The organism is Pirellula sp. SH-Sr6A (genome assembly GCF_001610875.1).
GTDB lineage: Bacteria > Planctomycetota > Planctomycetia > Pirellulales > Pirellulaceae > JBKCUI01.
This window is the reverse complement of the sequence record NZ_CP011272.1, coordinates 3,977,722-4,000,538: the sequence shown is the minus strand read 5'-3', so window position 1 is coordinate 4,000,538 and position 22,817 is coordinate 3,977,722. Positions and strand designations below refer to the sequence as shown.

Annotated in this window: 14 protein-coding genes; 3 read left to right on the top strand and 11 right to left on the bottom strand. The window is 55.1% G+C overall.

Annotated features, from left to right (window positions below; genetic code table 11):
• Positions 1-114: 114 nt before the first annotated feature.
• On the bottom strand, positions 115-1,599 hold the full coding sequence (locus VN12_RS15260) for a sulfatase (RefSeq protein ID WP_146677638.1): 1,485 nt from the start codon (positions 1,597-1,599) through the stop codon (positions 115-117).
• Positions 1,600-1,750: 151 nt separating this feature from the next.
• Between VN12_RS15260 and VN12_RS15255 the strand changes: the two genes are divergently transcribed.
• From VN12_RS15255 to VN12_RS15245, 3 genes are all read left to right on the top strand, one after another.
• Positions 1,751-4,261 (top strand): FtsX-like permease family protein, encoded by a 2,511-nt coding sequence (locus tag VN12_RS15255; RefSeq protein ID WP_168164442.1) that lies wholly within the window; start codon positions 1,751-1,753, stop codon positions 4,259-4,261.
• An 87-nt stretch (positions 4,262-4,348) separates the two neighbouring features.
• Positions 4,349-5,245: a DUF58 domain-containing protein gene (locus tag VN12_RS15250; protein WP_146677636.1), complete on the top strand. Its 897-nt coding sequence runs from the start codon at positions 4,349-4,351 to the stop codon at positions 5,243-5,245.
• On the top strand, positions 5,242-7,230 hold the full coding sequence (locus tag VN12_RS15245) for a vWA domain-containing protein (RefSeq protein WP_146677635.1): 1,989 nt from the start codon (positions 5,242-5,244) through the stop codon (positions 7,228-7,230). The genes VN12_RS15250 and VN12_RS15245 overlap by 4 nt, the downstream gene beginning before the upstream one ends.
• 82 nt (positions 7,231-7,312) lie before the next feature.
• Here VN12_RS15245 and VN12_RS15240 read toward each other — a convergent pair whose 3' ends face one another.
• The 10 genes from VN12_RS15240 to VN12_RS15195 form a co-directional block, all read right to left on the bottom strand.
• Positions 7,313-7,723 carry a hypothetical protein gene (locus tag VN12_RS15240; protein ID WP_146677634.1) on the bottom strand — a complete coding sequence of 137 codons (411 nt, stop codon included), beginning with the start codon at positions 7,721-7,723 and terminating at the stop codon, positions 7,313-7,315.
• A 640-nt stretch (positions 7,724-8,363) separates the two neighbouring features.
• On the bottom strand, positions 8,364-10,355 hold the full coding sequence (locus tag VN12_RS15235) for a flotillin family protein (RefSeq protein ID WP_146677633.1): 1,992 nt from the start codon (positions 10,353-10,355) through the stop codon (positions 8,364-8,366).
• A gap of 9 nt (positions 10,356-10,364) precedes the next feature.
• Positions 10,365-11,060, bottom strand: a complete 696-nt coding sequence (locus tag VN12_RS15230) for a hypothetical protein (protein WP_146677632.1) — start codon at positions 11,058-11,060, stop codon at positions 10,365-10,367.
• A gap of 99 nt (positions 11,061-11,159) precedes the next feature.
• Positions 11,160-12,185, bottom strand: coding sequence for a class I SAM-dependent methyltransferase (locus VN12_RS15225; protein ID WP_240491162.1), 1,026 nt, complete (start codon positions 12,183-12,185; stop codon positions 11,160-11,162).
• Positions 12,186-12,272: 87 nt separating this feature from the next.
• Positions 12,273-15,632, bottom strand: a complete 3,360-nt coding sequence (locus VN12_RS15220) for a DUF6797 domain-containing protein (protein ID WP_146677631.1) — start codon at positions 15,630-15,632, stop codon at positions 12,273-12,275.
• A 105-nt stretch (positions 15,633-15,737) separates the two neighbouring features.
• On the bottom strand, positions 15,738-17,165 hold the full coding sequence (locus VN12_RS15215) for a M28 family peptidase (protein ID WP_146677630.1): 1,428 nt from the start codon (positions 17,163-17,165) through the stop codon (positions 15,738-15,740).
• Between the two features lie 154 nt (positions 17,166-17,319).
• Complete coding sequence (locus VN12_RS15210; RefSeq protein ID WP_146677629.1) at positions 17,320-18,690, bottom strand: DUF1552 domain-containing protein; 1,371 nt, start codon at positions 18,688-18,690, stop codon at positions 17,320-17,322.
• Positions 18,680-21,109, bottom strand: a complete 2,430-nt coding sequence (locus VN12_RS15205; protein ID WP_168164441.1) for a DUF1592 domain-containing protein — start codon at positions 21,107-21,109, stop codon at positions 18,680-18,682. Before VN12_RS15205 ends, VN12_RS15210 begins: the two co-directional genes overlap by 11 nt.
• A gap of 135 nt (positions 21,110-21,244) precedes the next feature.
• Entirely contained in the window at positions 21,245-22,357 is a 1,113-nt protein-coding gene (locus VN12_RS15200) for a serine hydrolase domain-containing protein (protein WP_146677627.1), read from the bottom strand.
• Positions 22,354-22,803, bottom strand: coding sequence for a carboxypeptidase regulatory-like domain-containing protein (locus tag VN12_RS15195; protein ID WP_146677626.1), 450 nt, complete (start codon positions 22,801-22,803; stop codon positions 22,354-22,356). Before VN12_RS15195 ends, VN12_RS15200 begins: the two co-directional genes overlap by 4 nt.
• Positions 22,804-22,817: the final 14 nt, after the last annotated feature.

Genomic DNA, 22,817 nt, shown 5'->3' with positions numbered 1-22,817 from the left:
CTAGCTTGTCCTACTTCCTTTGCGGGCATTGCGCTTTTGCGAGAATCCGCCTTCCTCGACCTCCAGTAACATGAGGCTTCTGACACGCACATTCATTAATCCAAGGCCATCGCACTAGGGGCTGTCTAGCCCGGGCGGGCGGAGTCCCGTCCCCTTGGACTGCGTGAGAGAATCTCCAAGCTCTTGTTTTGCTGCGCGTGCATACTCGGACAACCTCTTCACAACATCAGGATGCGCCGAAGCGACGTTTTGCTGTTCTCCTGGATCCTTGCTAAGGTCATAGAGGGAGAGCTCGAGATGTTCGATTCGATATCCATGCCGTGTTGCGATTCCTTCGACACCCGACTGCACAATGGAAGCAGGGGCGAGCTTCCCGAAATTCGATGGCTTTCCCGCCCGCCCCGGCTCTCCTGCTGGCGTGATATATGGGTGTGCGAAGTGCAATTTCCAGCGGCCGCTCCGGATCGCTTGCAATGCAGTACCCGAATAGAAGTAGAGAGCTTCATGGGGTGCCTGCACATCGGGTTCAGCAAGGATCAGTCCTTTGGCGGATCGACCGTCGATCGGTAGCTGAGCGGGCTTTCCACCCACGATCTCCGTCAAGGTCGGTAGCAAGTCGATCCCCATAAAAGGTTCCGCGCAGACGCGTTGGGCTGGGATCGTTCCCTTCCATCGCATCAGGCAAGGAACACGCACGCCACCTTCGAACGTCGTCAGCTTCCCCTCCCGATGTGGCGCCGCAGAACCTGCGTGCTCACCATAAGAGAGAAAAGGTCCGTTGTCCGAGATGAAAATGACGAGTGTGTTCTCGTCCAAGTCCAATCGATCAAGCGTTCCGAGGATCTCGCCGACCGACCAATCCAATTCTTCCATCACATCGCCATAAAGTCCCAACTGGCTTTTCCCTCGAAATTGTTCGGAGGCAAAGATGGGAACATGAGGCATCACATGCGGTAGGTAAAGGAAGAACGGGCGAGTCTTGTTCCGTTCGATGAATTCGATCGCACGTTCGGTGAATCGCTTTGTAAAGAGAGATTGATCGGGATCGAGTTCGACGATCTCTTCACCATCATACAGAGGCAGAGGAGGCATTTCCGCAGCGAGTGTCGGATGATATTTCGTGTTGTCGTTCGAGTAGGGAATGCCGAACCATTCGTCGAAGCCATGGCGGAATGGATGGAATTTCAAGCGAGTTCCAAGATGCCATTTCCCCATACCTGCAGTCGCGTATCCTCGATCACGCAACATCTCTGGCAGCAGCCATTCTTCGGCGGCGATCCCATCGCGACTGGTATGGTTGTATGCACCGTGCATACCGAGCCGATTTGGGTAGCAGCCCGTCATCAGTGCCGTCCGCGATGCCGTGCAGACTGCTTGGGCGACATAAAAGTCCGTAAATCGAGTTCCTTCCTTGGCTAGCTTATCCAGAGCAGGGGTTTCGAACCCCTTGGCGCCTTGAACGCCCAGATCGGCGTAGCCCATATCATCCGCGACGATCAAGACCACATTGGGAGGGGCAAAAGCATGAACCGCGGAAGGGAACGAAAGTTTCGCGAATCCTATGGCGATCAAGACCGCGCAGGCAAGCAAGCATTTCATGGCGGGAGAATCTTGGAGAGGGGAAGTGGGCGACCCGTATAAGATAACGCAATCGGGAGGGTGGGTTTGGCTGGTTTCGAGTACAATGCAGGGAGGAAGGTTGGGGCGGAAGGACGGCTTCCACGCGTTGAGGTTTGAACAGGAGAAATCGATGTCGTTTTGGCGTATGACGCTTCGTGAGATCCAGCATCGGGCGGTTCGTACCGGTCTGACCGTACTCAGTGTTGCGTTAGGGACGGCCGCCGTGATTTCCGTCGCTTTGACATCCTCCACCGTTCGCATGGCGCAATCGTCGATGTTCGCGGCATTGGTAGGTAAGACGGATTTTATCATCACCGCGGAGGGGGGAGCGAGTTTCGATGCGGACCTTCTTCCATCGGTCGCCCAAGTATCTGGGGTTCGGGTCGCGGTTCCTACGGTGCAGCGTTCCACGTTGTTATACGTAGGGGACAAGCGAGCTAAAACGCAGATCTTGGGGGTCGATTCCGAAGTCGATCAGTTGGTCCGAGACTACGAAGTGGTCGTTGGAGAGATGCCATCCAGTGGTTCCGCGTTGGCGTTGGATGAGCGATTCGCCAAGTCGATGGGGATGGAGTTGGGTTCGGAGGTCAAGTTGCTTACTCGATCGGGCTTGCAAGCTTGGAAGGTGGCAGCGTTACTGCGGCATCAAGGAGCGAGCAGTCTATCTCAAGGGGGTGTTCTTTATGGTCCTTTGCGCACAGTGCAATCGCAGTTTCGGATCCGACAGAAGCTCGATCGCATCGAAGTGTTGAGGGACCAAGAGGGTGATCGCGATCGAGTTCGTGAATCGATTGCGGAGATTCTCCCTGTAGGAATCGGGGTCAAAGCTCCGGCACAAGACAATCAGATGGCGGATCAGACCATTCGTGCGGCGGAACTGGGGCTGACATTAGCGACCGCATTCGCACTGATGATTGCTGTGTTCACGATTTTTAATACGTTTCAAATGGTCGTCGGAGAGCGTCGTCGGCAACTCGGCATTCTGCGAGCGATCGGAGCGACGAGGAAGCAAATCGAAGGCTTCGTGATGCGCGAGGCATTGATGCTGGGGGCGATCGGTACGGTGGTAGGTTCGTTGGTCGGTGTTGTCGGAGCTTTTTTCCTCGTACGAGCGACTTCCCAGGTGTTGCAGACCGGCATGCCAGATCCGCAGGTGCATTGGTGGCCATTCGCTCTCGCCGTTGTATTTGGTTTGGGTATTTCCTGGGCGGGCGCTTTTCTTCCGGCGCGGCGGGCGGGAATGCTATCCCCGGCTGAAGCCATGCAAGTGGTGATCGCATCGGAGATGCGGGGGTCGAGTTGGCGATGGCCTGCCCTTGGGGGACTGTTGGTCGCTTTGGGCGGGGGGTTGCACCTGGGCTGTTTTCTCGAGTTGCTTTCGATGAAATGGACGATCGCAGCGTCGGTATCGATTTTGGTGGGCATCGTATTTTTATTGCCATTGATCGTGGAGCCAACTTCTCGATGCGTGCAACGGTTGATCCGGCCATTGCTAGGGGTGGAGTCGGGGCTCGCCCATCGTCAGCTGTTGAGGCACCGCAGTCGGACCGCGATGACCGCGAGTGTGCTGTTCATCGCAATCAGCACCGGAATCGGACTGGGGTTGACCATCATGGACAACATTCGGGATGTCGATGTCTGGTGTTCTCGGGCGCTCGTGGGGGACTTCTTTGTGCGAGCGACCATGCCGGATATGTCGACGGGGCGGTCCGCAGATCTGTCGGATGCGGTGGGTGAAGAGCTCCGAGCGATGGAGGGCGTGGAGAAAGTCACGCCCCTTCGTTTCGTTAGCGCCAGGTCGGGTGAGAATTCGGTGATTGTCGTGATTCGAAAGTATCAGGAGGCCGACGCGGTCTATTTCGATGTTGTCGATGGAAAGACCGAAGAGATCGGTGCTGGGCTAGCGAACGGAGAAGTGGCGATTGGAAGCGTTCTCAGCGAGCGATTAAAGATTCATCGCGGCGATGTTCTGCCGATGGAAACCCTTTCTGGCGTTCGGGAGTATCGCATTGCGGGTGTGGTGAACGATTACATCGCGGGTGGGCTCACGGTTTATATGGACCGAGGTGCTGCCGAAGTTGCGTTTCAAGTCGAGGGGCAGGATGCCTACATCGTCGATGCCATGCCTGATCGCGCGAGCGAGGTGGAGTCGCGTGTTCAAGCCTTGTGCGAGGCGGAGGGGCTTTTGTTTCAGTCCAATGCGGACTTGGTGGAGATGATTCGTTCGATGTCGCGAGGGGTGAATGCGGGGCTTTGGGGATTGTTGGCATTGGGCTCGGCGATCGCATCGTTCGGGCTTGTGAACACCCTTTCCATGAACATCATCGAGCAAACGCGGGAGATTGGGTTGTTGCGAGTCGTTGCGATGACGCGGGCCCAGGTTCGTCGGATGATTGTCTCGCAGGCGTTGCTTCTCGGGATTGTTGGTTTCGTTCCTGGAGCCTTGATGGGCGGAGTCATTGCCTATCTGATCAATCTTTCCACCTACACGGCGACGGGCCACGATGTGGAGTTGGTGTTGCGACCTTGGTTCTTCCTGTCGAGTATTGCGTTAGCCATGATCATGGCGGTAGCAGCGTCCTTGATCCCGGCGGAGCGAGCAGCCAGAATCCACCTGAAGACTGCATTGGGCTACGAATAATCCATCCATTGCGACTCTGGTATACTGGCGGTGCGGAGCGATCCTCCGAACCATCTTCCTTCACAAAAACTTCTTACGGTCAGCCCTATGGACTCCGCTTCACGCACCAGCGCACCGCTGCTCACGCCCGAATTGATGAGCAAATTGGAGCGGATGGAGTTGGTCAGTCGTAAGATCTTTCGCGGGAGAATGAAGGGGGAACGGCGGAGCAAGCGGAAAGGGCAAAGTGTCGAGTTCGCCGATTTCAGGAACTACTCCTCGGGGGATGACCTCCGGTTCATCGATTGGAATCTTTACGCTCGCTTGGATAGGCTCTATCTCAAGCTCTTTTTGGAAGAGGAGGATTTGCACTTCTATGCAATCCTCGACGATTCACTTTCGATGGGTTTTGGGGATCCTAGCAAGTTGCATGTGGGGAAACAGATCGCCGCGAGTCTAGGTTACATCGGACTTTGCAGAGGCGATCGAGTTTCGGTCTCGGGGTTCGCATCGGCTGGAACACCTGTTGTTCTCCGCGGGAAATCGAACTCGCATCGACTGATGGGGGCATTGGAAGCCATCGAGTGCGGATCAGGTGGAGTGGAAATGCAGGACGCCATCAAGCGTTTTTGTTTGCGGAATTCCGGCAAAGGGATCGCGGTTGTGATATCGGATCTCATGAGCAAGGCCGGTTACGAGTCAGCCCTTCGAATGTTGGTAGCACGCGGGATGGATGTCTTTATGGTCCATATTCTCAGCCCTGAAGAACTGGAACCGAAACTGGTGGGAGACTTGAAGCTCGTCGATTGCGAGGATGGCGATGTGCGCGAGCTGTCGATATCGACCCCCATCCTTCAGCGATACCAACAAACCTTGAACGCGTTCGTCGATCAAGCCAAGACATTCTGCAATCGTCTGTCGATCACCTATGTTCCGGCCAGAAGCGATCGAGCCGCCGATCAGCTAGTCAATGAGTATTTGAGAGCCAGGGGGCTTGTTCGATGAACTGGATCAACACGCTCACTTGGCCATGGTGGTTGTTAATGGCCGCTATACCACCAGCGGTCCTTAGCCTGTACTTCTTAAAGCTCCGCCGCCGCCCCATCGAGGTCCCGAGCACTTTGTTGTGGAGGAGGGCTCTTGAGGACCTACATGTTAATAGTATATGGCAGAGACTTCGGAACAACATTTTGTTATGGCTGCAACTGTTGTTCTTGCTGTTGGCGATTCTCGCTTGTTTACGCCCAGGATGGCAGGGGACCGACGCGATAGGGGACCGTCGCATCTATATTATCGATCAATCGGCCAGTATGCAGACGGTCGAAGAGGGATCCAGTCGCCTGGAAAAGGCGAAAGAACAAGTGCGGAATTTAATCTCTCAGACAGGCAGCGATGATGTTGGGATGGTGATTGCTTTCTCGGATCGTGCGGATGTTCGTCAAGGTTTTACTAAAGACAAAAGCAAACTGCTCGCCGCGGTCCAATCGATCGAACCGACGCAAAGGACGACCGATATCAGCGAAGCGCTGCGAGCTGCGGCAGGACTCGCGAACCCCGGCAGATCGAGTTTCGATGAAGTCGGGGATGTTCAAGTTGCCGATGCAATCCCTGCGAAGGTTTTCGTGATGAGCGATGGCGCATTTAGCGGATTGGAAGAAGCCGATTTGGGGCAACTCCAGGTGGAATACGTTCCTATCGGTGAGGCGGGGACACCCAATGTCGCCATTGTTACATTCGCTGTGCAACGCAACGACGAGAAGCAAAACGCCATGGAAGCCTTTGCTCGAATCACCAACTTTGGGGACGAAGCGGTCCGGTGCACCGCCTCTCTCGAACTCAATGGAGAATTAGCGGATGCAAACGAAATCTCAATCGAACCGGGCAAAGAAACTGCCTTGCTGTTCGATTTGCAGCAATTGGACCAAGGTGACTTGAAGCTCACGCTCGACTACGAAGATCCACTAATGATTGACAATGTGGCCTACGCCGCCATCCGACCGAGCCGCCGTATCTCGGTGCTCGTTCTGACTCCAGGGAATTCGGCGTTGGAAGCGGCCCTCCAGACGGAGCGGTGTCAGCGCATCGCGACCGTTCAAGTGGAACCGGTAGACTTCCTTGCGAAACTGGAGACCAGCGAAGCCGAATTGGCGGCATCCTACGATTTGATTCTGTTCGACCAATGCGCACCGAAGAAGATGCCGAATGCCAATACTCTGTTTCTCGGGATGCAGCCTCCCGCGTCTACGGATGCCGCGGCGCCCGGATGGGGAGTGGGACCTGATGATGGGCCCCTTTTTATATTGGATGTCAATCGGCAGAATCCGATCACGCAGTATTTAGAAATGGCATCGGTGACGATATTTGAAGGTCATACTGTGACGCCACCGGAGGGAGGGACTGTTCTGATGACCAGCAATAACGGACCTGTTTTTGCTGTCGCCCCCCGAGGACCTTTCCAAGATGCCGTGATGGGGTTCTCGCTGGTGGAGAGTTCGGAACGGGGCTTGGAAATCAACACCGACTGGGGGCGAAAGCGAAGCTTTCCTGTGTTTGTGTACTCCGTCATCGAGCACTTGGGTGGCGGCATTACGGAGGCGACAGCGCCGACGGTGCTACCGGGGCAAGCGATCGGGTTAACTCTTTCAAATCGCTTCGATGCGTATCGAGTCGAATCACCCAAGGGTACGAGTTATCCATTAGAACGCAATTCGGAGTCTCGATTAACATTCACTCGCACCGACGAACTCGGTTCCTACCGCGTTTATGCGGGGGATGAAAAGGAGCCGATGGAGACCTTTTGCGTAAACTTGTTCTCACCCCAAGAGAGCAAGTTGGAAGTGACGGAGGGGATTGAAATTGGGGGCAACAAAATTGCGGCGACCGAGTCCGTCATCCAAGCTCGCCAAGAGATTTGGCGTTGGCTCTTGGTCGTGGGGTTGGTCTTGCTCATGACGGAGTGGTTGGTCTTCAACCGACGCATCTTCGCCTAGAAGCATTAAGCAAACAAAAATAGGGTAGGGGATCGTAAGACCCTCTACCCTAATCGGGGGTGTGTTGATGTTGGCGTACCGGTTAGTCAGGGATGCTCGGCTTAGCGGCCTCGACTTTTTCGATTTGATCCGCCTTCTTCTCACCCTTGGCTTCGATCAAGTCCGCGCGGTTTTCACCGACGCGTTCCAGTTCGTCTGCTCTCTTTTCGCCGGCTTTTTCAATCGCGTCGGCTCGCTTCTCAGCGTTGGGATCTTGTGCTGCGCCGGTCCACGTCTTGCCAGCGTTTTGACGAACGGAATCCGCTGTCGCATTGGCGTTTTCGCGTGTTGCATCGGCGGCCGATTGCGAGGCGGATCGGACATCGTCCGCCTTGTTGTTGGCTTCGACACGAACGGGGTCAGCCGTGGTGCTGGTATTCATGGGTTCGCAGCCTGTGAACGCTAGAACCGCCAAAGAACCGGCTACAGGCAGCGACCAAATGTGCTTTCTCATCGTAATCCTCGTCTAGAAAAGGGTTTTGCTTTGCGTTGATTGTCTACTTTCGCTTCGCCATACGATCGACCACAGGGTCCTGTCGTTTGGCTCTGAATGACATGAAACGCAAGCCCCGTGCCGAAGACGGAGAGGAAATAGAATTGCATGTTGTTCATGCAATTCAAACGCTGTGCACAGGGGCTGGTGACTGCTGAAAGATCAATGCTTGGTCAGCGGCAGCGAGAGATGGTCGATAATCGACCGGCAACACATTCCCTTATTCGCCACATCGGCGAAGGTTTCTATCCCTCCGACCGGGGGACGACATGGGGCAGCTGAGACGGATTGAGCTTTCGACGAAATCCGATCCATTCTTAACGCAGTCGATTCCCGAATCTTTTCCTTGCGTTGTCCCAGCTACCCTTACGGCCCAGCTACCCTTACGGGTAGTCCAGCAGAAAAGGAAAATCTTCGAATCCAATTTCCGGATGCCGTTCACTCGGATCGAGTCCCACTGCATCCGTTTTCGAGGTCCATAGTGGATAATCGAAGGACACCCGTCGAGCACGGGAAATGTGATTGACGATATCGGCAAAGCTCGAAACCACGATCGACCGTTATGAAAGGTCGAGGCATTGAACATCCTGATCGGATGCGACTACTTCGCCAAAACCTCTTTCACCGGTTTGTTTCCAAGCTGCAGCTGCGTGGCCATACTGAGCAAGTTGCTCATCGTGCCCAGCGCGGTATCGCTCGGAGTCGCACCCACAAGGTCGCCTGCCATGAGCTTTCCGATCAAGGCGGCTACGCTGAGATCGCGAATGCTGGTGGAATCCAGGTGGAGTTGATCCAGGAGATTTCCAAGTGCGTTTTTAAACTGTTCAGGGTTTCCCGAGAAGAACGTGTTTTTGATATCGTTAGCGACGCTGGAGTTCTGAACAAAGCGGTCGATCGACTTCCCTGCCTGGACGGCAGCGGTGATTTGTTGGAAGAACTCCCCGTCTCCACCCACGATATCGATCTTGGCCGCCTTCAACGCTTCGCCGAGCACAGCCGCTTGGCTCGAGGAAATGGATTGCTGGGCTTGGATCGCAGCGATTTCGATCTGCTTGTCCTTTTCCAGTCGAAGCTTGAACTCTTCGTGTTGTTTGCCGACGGAGTCGAGTTCTTTCATCGCATTGGCCTTCTCGGTGATACCGAGAGCTTCTGCGGAGAACTTTTCTTTAAGCACACGGGCTTCGGCCAGTCCTTGTTCCTGCAACGCGTTTGCCTTAGCCTGCATGACCTCTGCCTCAGCCATACCTTCAGCAGAGTATTCGGTGCGGGATGCTTCCGCCAAGAGTCGGACTGCTTCGGCTTTCTTCTCCGCTTGATCCCGTTCGGCTTGTGCGACGAGGCGCATCTGCGCGGTCCTGCTCTCGGATGCTTTGAGTTCCGCTTCGGCGGCTTTAATTTGCTTAACGAGCGATTGTTCGGCGGCCATTTCTGCCGCGGTGATTTCGACCTTCTTGGTACGTTCTGCCGTCGCGAAGGCTTCGGTATCTTTCATTCTTTGCTGTTCTTCGACGACAGAGCGCTCGACCATGACTCGTTCGCGGATCACCTCTTGGATGTTGCGACGTTCCAGTTCCAGCGCCTTTTCTTTTTCTACGCTGGCAAGCCCCACAACCCGTTCGCGTTCGATCGCTTCCAGGTTTCGGTCTCGCTGAATCCGTTCCAGTTCGACTCCGTCGGTTCGTTCTTTGTTACGTTGTGCGACCAGAATCTGTCGATCTTTGTTCTGGGTCGCGACCCCAATTTCTTCATCTGCAGCGATGCGAGCCTTTTCCGATTCGAGTCGATTCTCCTCTTGGACTTTCGCAGCGCTAGCGGTCTCGCGAGCATGTATTTCGGCAACTTCGCGGGTTTGTCGTTCTGTCGCTTCGATGCGTTGGCGTTCCAATTCCAAGATCGCTTCTTGAGCTTCGACGTCCTGCTTCTTGAGGGTCTTTTCTCGTTCTCGTGTGAAGTGGTTCTCTTTGATCTTCTCCGCCGAGGTCAGTTCGGTGATCTTCTTAATCCCCTCGGCATCGAGGATGTTATTGGGATTGAGGAGTTCGAGTCGGGTCTGCTCGAGATAGTCAATCGCGCAGTCGTCGAGTCGATACCCGTTTAAGTCTGTGCCGATGACTTTGAGGATTTCTCCTTTGAACTTGTCCCGCTTGTCATAGAGTTCGACAAATTCAAATTGCTTCCCGACGGTCTTGAGTGCTTCGGAGAATTTAGCGTCAAACAATTCTCGCAATGTCTCCAATTGCGATGCTCGCTTGCATCCGATGGACTGAGCCACTTCTTTGATTTCATCCTGCGTCTTGTCGACGCGGATAAAAAATACGGTTTTGATATCCGCTCGGATATTGTCTTTGCATATGAGGCCCTCGGATCCCTCGCGAGAGATTTCAAAGCTCTTGAGGGTGAGATCCATCTTCTCGTAGCGGTGGACGACGGGCCAAATCAAACGGCCTCCATCGATGACGACCACCATCCCTCCCATTCCGGTCTTCACAATAGCTTCATCGGGACCTACCTTCACATAGAATCGGCTCGCAACGATCCCAAGAGCGAAGAGGAAGACAAGAGCACAGACAACAATAACAAGAGCTGCATACATAGTGGGCACTTAGTGAGAAGTAATCGAAGTGGTCGTTGTCGTAGCGGAAACGATATAGATACGGGTTTTAGGATCGTAATGCGCAATCCATGCCCTGGTCCCTTTAGGGAGAATCGGTCCATCGGTTTTCACATTGAGCAACAGCGGGGCGCTGTCGGTCTTGTATTTGGCTTGCCCATGCGTCGGCGATGCGTCGTACGAAGCGATAATGACTTCTTGACCAACGAGATCGACCGCCTTCAATTCATGGTTGATGAACCAATTTTTCATCGGTTGGGTGATCAGTTTGGTGACGAGCAATGCGATGGCGATATTCCTAATAAGGATCACTGCGCTCCAACCGAAACCCGGGTCTTCTCCGAAAAAATAGGGGTCGCAACAAAACCAATTGGTGATCGATACGGACCACCAAACCAGTGTAAATACGCCCCCCCAGACCACGATGGGCAAATCCTTCAAATTCAGCCATTTCGCCGGGGTGAGCACCACACCCCCGAGCGCGTCTCCCACGGTGTGTTGGACCGTTTGCCATGTTCCGTCGGTATCAGGACCTAACGAGGGCTCTCCTGGGAACCAGTCTCCTAGCGTGAGGTCGCTACCCACTCCCAGAACGATTGTGCTGATACTCCAAAGTAGGAGCAGGACAAGGAGAATGGTCGCGGGGAGCACCGGTCCCGATATGGCTGCTTGGTAGAGTTCGACCATCGATGTCCCCCACTGGGAAAATGCCGTCTTTGTGATTGTCCCGCATTCCGCGTCGCCAGCGGAATAGTTTGGCGGTGGGCGTCGCGCCCCAGTCAAGAATTATCCTTTGACCGCGAGAACGGCGTCCAAGGGGACTTGGGTTCTCGCAACGGCAATCTTCGAAAACCCTACGTCGCGGAGAAGTTGAGCGTATTCCGCGCCGGATCGTTCCTTTCCCTCCGTGCACACCAGCATGTTGAGGCTCTGCATTTGAGCCCACCGAGGCCCGGAGCGATTCTCCCAAAGCACCTTCTCGCCGATCAGAAGTGCGCCCCCTACCGGAAGGGCCTCGTAGATTTTTTGGAGCAAGACGCGGATCTTCGGCTCATCCCAGTCGTGAACGATTCGCCCCAATGCGTACAAGTCGGCGTGGGGTAAAGGGTCCACAAAGAAGTCGCCTCCGACGATTTCGATCCGTGCGTCCAATCCCGCCTCCCGTGTCATCCGCCGCGCGAGATCCAATGCGTGCGGGAGATCAAAGACTTTTGCGGACATCGAAGGATAACGCTCGCATGCAGCGATGGCTAAATGCCCCGTCGCCCCGCCCAAGTCGCAAAGGACTCGATACGGACTCAAGTCAAATAGCTCGACCACCCTGGGCGAAGTGATCATTCCGAATCCATGCATTCCCATCAAGAACTCTTCCATCGCTTCCGGCGTTCGGAAGAAATGAGAGAAGATGGGGCCATCGAATCCGAATGTTTGTTTCCAACGGTGTGTCCCCTCGCGAACGGCATCTTCGAGATGCCCCCACATTTTCCACATCACGTGATTGGAGTATTGAATGTATCCCGTCATTCGCCGTGGGCTGTCCGAACATAAATACGCTCGCGATACGTCGGTGTTCCGAAATCCACTTTCCGTTCGCTGGAGCAAGCCCAATCCTACGCAACTCTCCAAAAGCATCCTTAAGGAGGGTTCATGACAACTTAACTGAGCTGCAAGCGATTCGCTGCCGATGGATTGATCCGCCAAGGCGTCGAAGACGCCGAGATCGACGGCGGCGAACATGGTCTTCGACCTGCGAAAGGCTTCTAGATGATCAAGCACAATCGATGGGTCTGGAATGGAAATGTCTTGGTACATCTTCTTCGTGTGGGTTGGTGTTGATATGTTTCGGCTTGGCAAGATCCGCGTTAGGGCGCGGAGAATGCACTTTTTTATGGATTGAATTCAATCTTTTGGAAGTTCTTCCGGAATAGCATGAATCGTCCAATACACCTCCTCCTCAAACGACGTCCCATCCTGAGCTTTCACTCGCAGCGTCACATGAAGCTGGTCGACAGGGCGTAATTGGGGGGCCTCGATCCGCAAAACAGTTCCTTCCTTGTCCAAGGCAATCCGCTTCAAGGCGAGTGAATCCACACCCGGCTTTCCGGTTGTCGGGGAATACTGATCGGAGCCGTAGGCGGAACTCCATCTGTAATTCCAAGCCTCAACGGTCACCGCTCCCTCCCTCAGGATCGAATCGGCGGCGATCGGGAAATTGCATTGGAGGACGATCTCCCCTCGCTTGACCTTGGCGTCTGAAACCATTTTCCAATCGCGACCCGTATAGCGGAGCCGTTGGATCCCTTCGTCTCGCAATCCGATTCGCCCGCTCCCATTCCAACCCTGCAGGCCGACTGCGTAGACCTGTCCATCCCGCGGATGGGTGCGAGCCCGCATAATTCCAGTCTGGAAATCGAAGGGGAGTTTGATAATCGCCCCTTGCGTCCTATCCCCCACCTGCTGGGTCAGGACGTAATACATCCAACCTTTCCCGAAGCTTGTATGGAGCAAATGACCCGACAGAGGCCCCCATCGGGAGTCTCCGGCCCAAAGTTGTCCGCCAGACGAGTTGTCGAACTCATGGGGAATCCATACCAAGGGACGATCGAAATCCTCGGGAGGGACGACTTGGGACAAATCGATCTTTCCTCCATCCGTCGACCATTTCCCCTTCTGCCCGTACGTTGGGACCCAGCCGTAGTAACCGCCCCGTCGCAAGAGATTGATTTTGGAAGCTGGCATCCACTGGCCTTGATTGTCGCTACAAGTCAGCCGGCCATCGGGTAAGACCCCCATCCCGTTGGGAACTCTGAATCCGGTAGCGAACTCCTCTTTCCGTGTACCATCGGGCGAAATGCGAAGGATTGCGCCAGGAATGGAGTAGTCGGCACCGTGTCCCCCTTTCGCATACACCAGCCAACCCTCACGATCGATCTGCAAATCGAAATTAAAGGCGTGGAAATGGGTCGAAACGTCGGGGTCATCAAAGAAGTTCTCGTAGAAATCTGCTTCGTCATCTCCGTTGGTGTCGTGCAGCCGGACCACCCGATCCTTGCAGGTCACATAAGGAACTTCGTTGACAATCTTGATCCCAAGAGGTTCATAAAGACCTGATGCGAATCGCTTCCACTCAATCTGTTTGAGCGTCGCATCGATACCTGACACCAACCAGACATCTCCACCATACGTCGACACCACCATGCGGCCATCGGAAAAAAAGTCGATCGCTGCTGTTCGCAACCATGCATTCCAAGGATTCGATTTCGGGATGGATATCGTATCGAGTGCATAACCCTCTTGCTCCAGTCCCAGCCATCCGACCGTCTGGAGGCGTTCTGGCCACAAAGCACTCCCCTGTTTCCAATCTTCGAAATCGGAATCCTTCCATCCCGTCAAGATTCGGGCGAGCCGATCACCCAATGCGTCGGAATTCGAAACCGTCTCTGCCTTGCCGACTTGCGCAGGATCCAGACCGGCCGGTTGGGTCGGGCTCAAAAGAATCTCGCACTCCAACGGACTCTCCGACTCCGGAATGGTCCATACCACACGTCCCTCCCGGTCGATGTCCAGTCGAACCGAATCGGAGTCGACCACCACGGTAACCCAAGGCGATTCCGCATCGCGTTCTGGATTTGATGGATCACTGCGATGTCTTACTTGAGCCATCGAGTAGACACGACCATCGCGATGGATCGTTCTTTTCTCGACAGGTGATGAACCAGTCGTTGCACCCGACCATTTGGCCACGGATAGAACAAGCTCCCTGCCTGGTGCAATGCGCATGCGTCTTCGAAGAGCGTTCCCATCGAGCGTCCTATTGGAATCCTCTTTCACCGAAATCAACTTCTCTAAGACCGGACGCCGGTCGATTTCGTAGCTCAACATGATCTCTCGACCGTGGCGATAGTAGCCTCGATAGACGAGCCATTCTCGGGGCATCGGTCCGCGTGGAGGCAAATGGTTTCGGTCGTAATCCAGAGTCCCGTTGTGTCCCCATTTCCAGCCCATCATCGTTTCCACAGGTGACGCCCCCGGTTCTGCGACTCCTTCCCCTCGGCCTTTCTGATGCTGAGTCTCGGAAAGATCGAGAAAGGCATTTCGCCACACGCCAGCAATGTCCATCGAGTGTAAATCGTAGGATAGGGTCCACGAACCTGTCGAAGTGGTCAGCGCGCTAGGATGATTCCGCTGAAATTGTGAACCAAGGGCGGCACCGTAGTCGCGCGAGATCACGGGAATCTCATCTCCCAACTCGGAGCCGGTCGGTAACGAATCCAAGTAAGTCGCGTCCAGGGGTGTGTAGTCCGGATTCGAAGGCTTCATGAAGGCTTCGCGAATGTAATGAATGACTTGGTATCTCTGGTAGGGAGTCAAATGACGCATGCTCCCCATCAATCCGTTCCCCTTGGTAAGTGTCAAAAACATGCGGTAGGGATCATTACCGAACTTCAGTGGCTGCTTTCCAAACGCGCGGGCGGTAGGGAGATTTGGTGTGTTTCCGTCCTTCCCGTGGCAGTCGATGCAGTAGCCCTGGTAGATCGCTTGCCCCGCCTCAAAGTCTTTCTTCGCGAGCTTCGTGAGGATCCCCTTGTGGTTGAGATCGAGCCAATCTTCTTGTACGGCAATTTGATCAGGAAGCGGCATGAGTTCCTGCTCCGTATCGGGACCACCTTCGGCTACTGCGAAAACGTAGGCGGCGAGATCGTAGAACTCTCCTTGATCGCGCAACGTCCCGATCAATCCATCAGGCATCAAGGAAGCCTTCGACTCGACACGGGATTCGATTTGCGATTTAGGGATCGAATGCAGTTGATTCAGATCGTTGGAAGCGCGGAGTTGAACGGAGTCGGCAGTCTCTTTGACAACGAGCCCAGAGAAGATCGAATCCTCGTCTGTTCGAATCGTGTTGACTCGAAATTCGGGGCGAATATCGCGAGAGGGTTCAAGCAGGGCTGTGAGCAAGTAGGAGCGATCGGAAACGAGACGCGAGTCTTGGCTTCGAATCTCCGAAAGTCTTGGCCCAACGGGAGCTTGTCCTTTGTCAATCGCATGACAGCGGACGCAAGCAGCCGCGGAGGTATGGAAGAGGATGGCGCCTCGCCTCGCATCCCCTCTCGTAAGAATCTCGTCGATCAACCATGGCTTCGGTGCACTTTTTAGCAATGCTTCCAGCGACTGTGCCTTGCGAACCGTCTCGCCAGAGACCGAGCTCGCGACCAACCATAAAAATAAGGACGTCAATAAGGCGACTCGGATTACCATGGCCGTCACATCGAAAGAATGGGAGGAGTGGACAGAGGGCTAGGATGCGACGGGGGCAATATAGCCCCCCGTCTGAATCCTACCTGATAGATCGGCGGGTGTTCGCTACGGCTTGGCAGTTTTCGGAGTGAGAGATCCGTCGACCAAAGGGAGGGAGCCGACGAACAAGCCTTGGATAACGCGTGTCATGTGGGGAATCTCGAGCCTATCCCACTCGTCGTCAACCTGGTGATAGTCCGCATGCAGCGAGCCAGCAGAAAAACTGTGAGCAATGACCCCTCGCTGAGCAAAGGACCAGTTGTCGCTGGAACGATAAAGCATGGCACTGAACTTGGGGTGTTCAAAAATCTCGACACCCCATCGGTTTGCCGATTCACGCATTAGAGGGCCCAGGTCGGATTCGTTCCAACCTGTTACCCAAATCTTGCCTCGGGCCCCATCTTCGGGACGGCCGATCATCTCGATATTGACGTTGGCAATGATCGACCCGAGTGGCCATGTGGGACGATCCACATAAGCCTTGGAACCGAGCAACCCGGACTCCTCTCCCCAGAAAGTCATGAAAAGCAATGATCGTTTGGGTGGCGCCGGCATCGCAGCGAATGCATCTGCCAAGGTGAGGACGGCGGTCACTCCCGAGGCGTCGTCGTCGGCACCGTTATAGATGACGTCTTGCTGGTCATCGCCCGAAACATTCGGGGCCCCCTCGCCGAGATGGTCCAGGTGCGCCGAAAAGAGTACCGCCTCCTTGGAAAGAGTCGGATCGCTGCCGGGGATCACGGCGATCACGTTTCGCATCGCTTGCTCCACTAGGCGAGCCGGTGGCACCACCATATCGATCTGATCAGGGACCTTCGTTTGTTGATCGATCAGCAAAATGGGGATGCGAATCGGAACCCTCGCTTCCATGCGAGCTTTGCCTTGCAGCTCTTTGGCCAGCGTTGTCCATTCGCTCGCTCCGTCGGTCCGAAGAATCAATCCCTTTGCGCCTGCAGACTCCAACGACTGTGCGAGTCGACTCAATTGGGCCATCGCGCGTGCCCCTTTGCCGGTAGGCTCAAATTCCCCCGTGACGAATGGTGGCAAATCCTTGAGTTCGCTCACGTTGGCAAGCTCCACGGCTTGAAGCGGGCCGCGGTACATGGCTTTCTCGTCCGACGCACCCAAGATTCCCAGGATTGGCATCGACTCCCCTGCTCCCGATCGAAGGGTTGCTTCACCGGGGAGTTGCTTCAGCGTCTGTTTGGTCAAATGAAAGAACGTTCCATCGTCCCCAGCACCCTGAAGGCCTGCGGATCGGAACCGGGATGCAACGTAGGCTGCTGCGACGTCGAATTCGGGAGAACCTGTGCCGCGACCAGCTAATTCATCGCTGGCTAAAAAGGAAATAGTTCCCGCCACTTTCGATTCGCGAATCGTCTCGGCACCGGCCGGGAGGTCCCGTTTCGGGGACTCTTTCTCTTGGGCAGAACTTGTTGCGCTCGCGTCAAAAGCCAATGCAAAACCAATCAACAACAAAAAACAAATGCGCATAGGTTCGAATCTCGCAGCTAGCGTCGGATGCAATGAGGAAGATTGTAGCTCCCTCGCATTGTATTCGCTGTCGATGGCGGCACAGAAACAAAAACAGCCGAAGCGGTCGGTCGCCTCGGCTGTCTGATTTCGGTGGAGTTGATTGGCTCGTTGACTAGCTTAAAACGATCTTTCCATTCCCATCCCCGAACACGATGTCGTTCATTCCAATATGCTCCAACATCGTCGAGTAAAGATTGTTCATCGGGGTGTACTCGGGGAAATCGATCAATCGTCCTGTTTCGATACCGCGACCTCCGCGACCGGCTAGCAGCACGGGGAGATTGTGGTGATCGTGACGGTTTCCGTCCGAGATGCATCCGCCGTAGACAATGAAGGAGTTATCCAGGAGTGACGAACCGTCGGCTTCCTTGGTCTCTCGCATCTTGTTGAGGAAATAGGAGAACTGCTCGGAGTAATAGGTATCGATTTTGGCGATATCCCCAATCTTCGATTCGTTGTTCTCGTGGTGGGAGAGGGAGTGGTGCCCGTCCTTCACCTCGATCATAGGAAACGTTCGATTGCTACCTTCGTTTGCGAGCATGAAGCTGGCCAAGCGAGTGGTATCGGTTTGGAAGGCCAAGACCATCATGTCGTACATCAATCGAATGTGCTCGGTGATGTTCTCTGGTTTCGACTTGGGCTCCAAGGTTCCGTCGGGGAGCTGAACGGGAATGGTGAAACGCGTCATGCGTTGTTCGATCTCGCGGATGCTGGTGAAGTACTCATCCAGCTTGCGATGATCCTCAGCGCCCGAGATGCGTTCCAACTGTTGGCGTTGATCGGAGACGAAGTCCAAGATGCTGCGTTGCATCTTTTGTTGACGATCGCTCATGGATTCTTGATTGGCGGCGTTACCAAAGAGACGTTGAAAGGCCTTTTGAGGGCTGATCTCTTTACCGGTTGGGAGCGACTCGCCTCGCCACGAAATGTTGTTCGAGTAAGCACAGGAATAGCCGGAATCACAACCGCCAGCATCGCGTCCCTCTTCCGTGCCGAGTTCGATGGAAGCCAATCGCGTGGCTCGACCATAGACGTCGGCTGCGATTTGGTCGACCGAACGTCCTACCTTGATCTTCGATCCGTCGGTCTTGAACGGATGCGCTCCGGTCAAGAAAGCTGCAGCGCTGCGAGCGTGATCGCCCGGTCCGTCTCCGAGAGATTGCGCGTTGACTTGAGCAAGCCCCTTGAGGACGTTGAAGTCACCGCGGTTGCCGGCCAGAGGAGCCAAGCTCGGGGAAAGTTCCCAATCCTTACCTGCCCCTTTCGGCAGCCATCGATCTGCATTGGTCCCGTTGGGGAAAAAGATCCACGCCAATCGCACCGGGGCCTTCGCAGCTTCGCTGGCAACCACGTTAGAGGGTCGCATCAATCCCAAAGAGGGCAACGCCATGCTGACCCCCATCGCGCGCAACAAAGTGCGGCGACTGATGGAAGTGCATTTCCCGGATCGATCTAAACGGACAGAGAATTCGTTATTGGACATCCGAAGAAGCTCCTAAGTTGGGAGAGGGATTTAAGGTGGGGGTTTGTTGGAAGGATCCGCTCAACACGATCGCCTCAACAAGGGACCGAACTGTGCGGTTATTCGTCTCAGTATACGCCATGACGCGGTCGATTGCACAACGATCTTCACGTTGCAATCCCCGGCCAAGCGAATAAGTCATCATCCGTTGGGCCAAGTTAAGCAAGATTTGGTCCTGCTTCTTATTCAAAATACTAACCAGTTGTCTAGGGGTTTCAAAGGTGCTGCCGTCGGTCAGCTCCCCCTTGGCGTCGATTGGCTGGTTGTCTTCCTTCTCTCTCCATCGACCAATTGCATCGAAATTCTCCAAGCCTAAGCCGATCGGGTCCAAGATTTTGTGGCAGCCTGCACAGCTTGGATTGCTGCGGTGAATTTCTAAACGTTCTCGGAGAGTCGCCCCTTGCTCGTGTTTTCCCTCCTCCAAGGTTGGGACGTTCGGGGGAGCCGATGGAGGTGGATCCCCCAAAATGCTTTCCAAAACCCACTTCCCTCGTTTGACAGGGGAGGTCCGGGCCGGATTGGACGTCAGCGAAAGAACTGCGGCTTGGGTAAGCAATCCGAGTCGCTGTTCCGGAAGTTGGACTCGGATCCATTCGTCCTCTTTGTCATAGAGACCCTGGCGACGCGAATCGCCCCCCCGTCCTGCTCGTCCTCGGAACATTTTCGCGGGGTCTTGGTCCCCATAAGACACTCCGTAGAACTCTGCCAACCGCGGATTGACAAACGTGAAGTCGGCCGAGGTGATGTCGTCGATCTTCCCGTCGCGTAGCAAGTACTGGCAAAAGAGCTCCGTTTCCCGCATCATCGATGCGCGGAGCCGGTCGTTCCAACCCGGGTACTTGGTCTTATCGATGTCGATCTTGGGCAAGTTCCGCATACCGAGCCATTGAGCAAAGAATCCCTTGACCAACGCGTCGGATCGATCGCTCTCGAGCATCCGTTTGACTTGGCCCTTTATGACATCGGGATCGCGCAGCTTGCCTGCATCCGCGAGCTCCATGAGTTCCGCGTCTGGCATCGTGGACCACAGGAAATACGAAAGCCGTGTGGCCAACGCGTAGTCATCGATGGTCGCGACACCATCGACAGGAGGTTCGTGTCGGAAGAGAAAGTTCGGGGACACCAACGCGGCCTGCACTCCGTATTGAATCGATTCGAGATACGTGAAGCCCGCCTCCTTGGCCGCCTCACAGACTCGCACAATCGCCTCGACATCCCCGGTGGAAGGTGGACGCCGATACGCTCGCTTCAAGAACCCTGCAAAGACGCGACGCGAAGCTTCGCGAAATCCGATCTCGGCTCCCTCGGGCGAATCTTTTTGTTCGGGATACGCAATCACGATATCTTGGTGTCGCTTAGGGAACGCGGGCTCGCCTTGAAATGGACCCCGAGTTCGGAAGGAGTCGACGATCAGTCGCCTTGCACCGTCCCCTTTTTTGGATGGATCTTCATCGCTCTCGTAAGCGATCAGCACTTCGTTGTTCCCTTCGAGTGCCTCGAAATCGACATCGAAGTTCTGCCCTCGCGTGGAGACATCCCATTCGCGATGCTTTTCGCCGTTGATGTACAAGAGGACAAAGCACTTGTCGGGCAGATTGTCCCCAAATCGCATGCGAATACTGAGGTTGTAACGGCCAGCTGCCAAGTGCATCGGTACGCGATGGTCTTGCGAATAGGTAAGCTGAACGCCGTCGAAACGTTGATTGCGGAGCTTCTCCCGGTCGGTCTCAATCGTCTTCTTGGCCAAGTACGCGGCAGACTGCATGTACTTTTCCATGACGATCGGTGGAAGCGTGAGCACCTCCCCTTGATTGTCAAAGCCATTCCCCACGTCGTCGGACACAAAACCTATGTCCTTCGATGGGAGCACATCGAGCTGGAGCAAATCCCGAACCGTGTTGTCGTATTCCACTTGGTTCAGTCGTCGGAGCGTGACCGGTGGGGTTTTGATCTCGCAGTTGCAATCGGTCTCGTGGAGAGCTCTTTGAATCCAATCAACTAGTTTCTTGCGATCCTCTGGCTTCATTTCCGAGTCTTCGGGTGGTGGCATGGCGTCAGCCCTGACAACCCCTCGGACTTGCTCCCAAGTGCTCGCGTGCTCTCGGATCTTGCTGATCGATGTGTAGTCTTCGAAGTTCACGCCGGCTTCGTTGGCGTCCCCCATATGGCAATCGCCGCAATGGGCAACGAGGAGCTTGCGAATCTCGTCGCTGAACTCGCGATTGAGACGGGTGTCCAAATCTTCTTCGGCAACCGCTGGAGTGGGCGCAGCATCCTGCGCACAGGCCAGGTGGTTGGCAAAGAAGGAGATCGGAGAGAGAAGAACGACCGCACTGCAAAGCCAGCGGTGCGGAACGTTCCGGAGATCAAAAAGAGGCATAGCCAATTCCAGCTGATTTGGTTCGGTAGGTAAGGCGGGACACGGTCGCGCTATCGCGCAACAGCGATTGGGGAGGCGGGAGGATCCACCCATAGTATATCCAGAGGACCCGTCTGTCCCAAGCTGGATTCGCTGTTAGTTGCTCTGCGCAAGACCGCAGAAACGCTCCGTGACCAACAACCTCGGATGGACTTCTAGGGCGCGCGCAGGGAGAGACGTGAGAACGACGCAAATGCGATCGTGTGCTGGATCCGCCCACCCAATGGTGCCTGTCGACCCTGTATGCCCAAAAGCGCGCTCCATTCCGGCTACTTTCAACTCTTCCAACCCGACGTCCAAGCCCAATCCCCGAGTGGGCAATCCGTTGAGGTTGAAATTCTTAACCATGAGACGGCTCGTCTGCGGCTTCAAAATCTTCCCGTCGTGCCGCAAAAAAGTCTCCAGGAATTTGCCGACATCTTGAGCGGAACTGTGCATTCCTCCCCATGGCGCTCCGAGTTGCCTCCAAAATGGACTGTTCCAATCCCAGCTTTTGGATTCGGCTGAGCCACCGCCTGCTTCGGGAGCACCGAATTCGGTTTGAACCGAAACCAGTTGCTCCGGTCTCAACCCTGAAACGCCCAGAGACGAATCGGACATCCCCAAAGGCTTGGTCACCTTTTCCGAGACCAAGCGATCGATCGTCTTCCCGGAGAGACGCTGGGCGATCTCGCAAGCCAAGAGAATGCCCATGCTCGAGTATTCGTACGATGTCCCCGGTTTGAACGCGGGTTTTAACTGGAGCGCTGCCGCGACAAATCGACTCAAGGGCGCGTGCCCTCGTCGCAACTCCGCATTCTCGGGAACTTGATCGGGCAGCCCCGATACGTGGGTGAGGAGGTGCTGAATCGTAACGGAGTCGCGCCCTTCACCTCGAAACTCGGGGAGGAATTTGCTGACCGGATCGTTCAACCCGATCGCCCGATCGTCGTAAAGCGACATCACTGCCGCGATTGCGATCGGCTTGGAAATCGAACCGAGCAAAAAGGAAGCGTGCTGGTCCGTTGCCTCCCCGAATGATTCGCCATAAACGGCTCCTCCCAATCGGCCATAAAACGCCGCCGCTCGAACTTGCCCACGTGCGACGGCATCGCGCAAGGGCTCGACGACGTTTTGCCAAGAGATTTCGCTTCCGAACGTGGATGAGGACATGGCAGCTCCTACCGACGCGGCGGCGATCGTTTGAGAGAGGAAGACTCGGCGATTCATTTTGTTTTAGCCTCAAGGTGAAAGTCGATAGCATTGCTACCTCGCTTCACCTCGGCTGTCAATGCACCTGGCTGCCTATAGGCTTTCGGAATATCCACCGACTTGTCTGGCACCTCCATGCCTTGCGCCTTCATCTCCGCCATTTCTTCCTTGGAAATGCGTTGCATCTCAATACTCACTTGGTGCGTCCCCAGCATGGCACCTTGTTTGGTATCCGTGAACATCAGCGCATAGTGCCCATCTCGGCTCGTCTGACCGTAGGAAGGAGACCCCTCCTCCGGTACGAACGTCAACACAGCATTCGGTATTGGCCTACCATCGATCGTGACAACTCCTGTCACCGAAGCCAGCTCTGGGCCACCATCGCTACAGCCAGTGCATATCGCAAAACAAAGGGCCACAGCGACGTAATAGGTGGATCGATTCATCATTGCAACGGGATGCACTGCCAAGCTCCTTG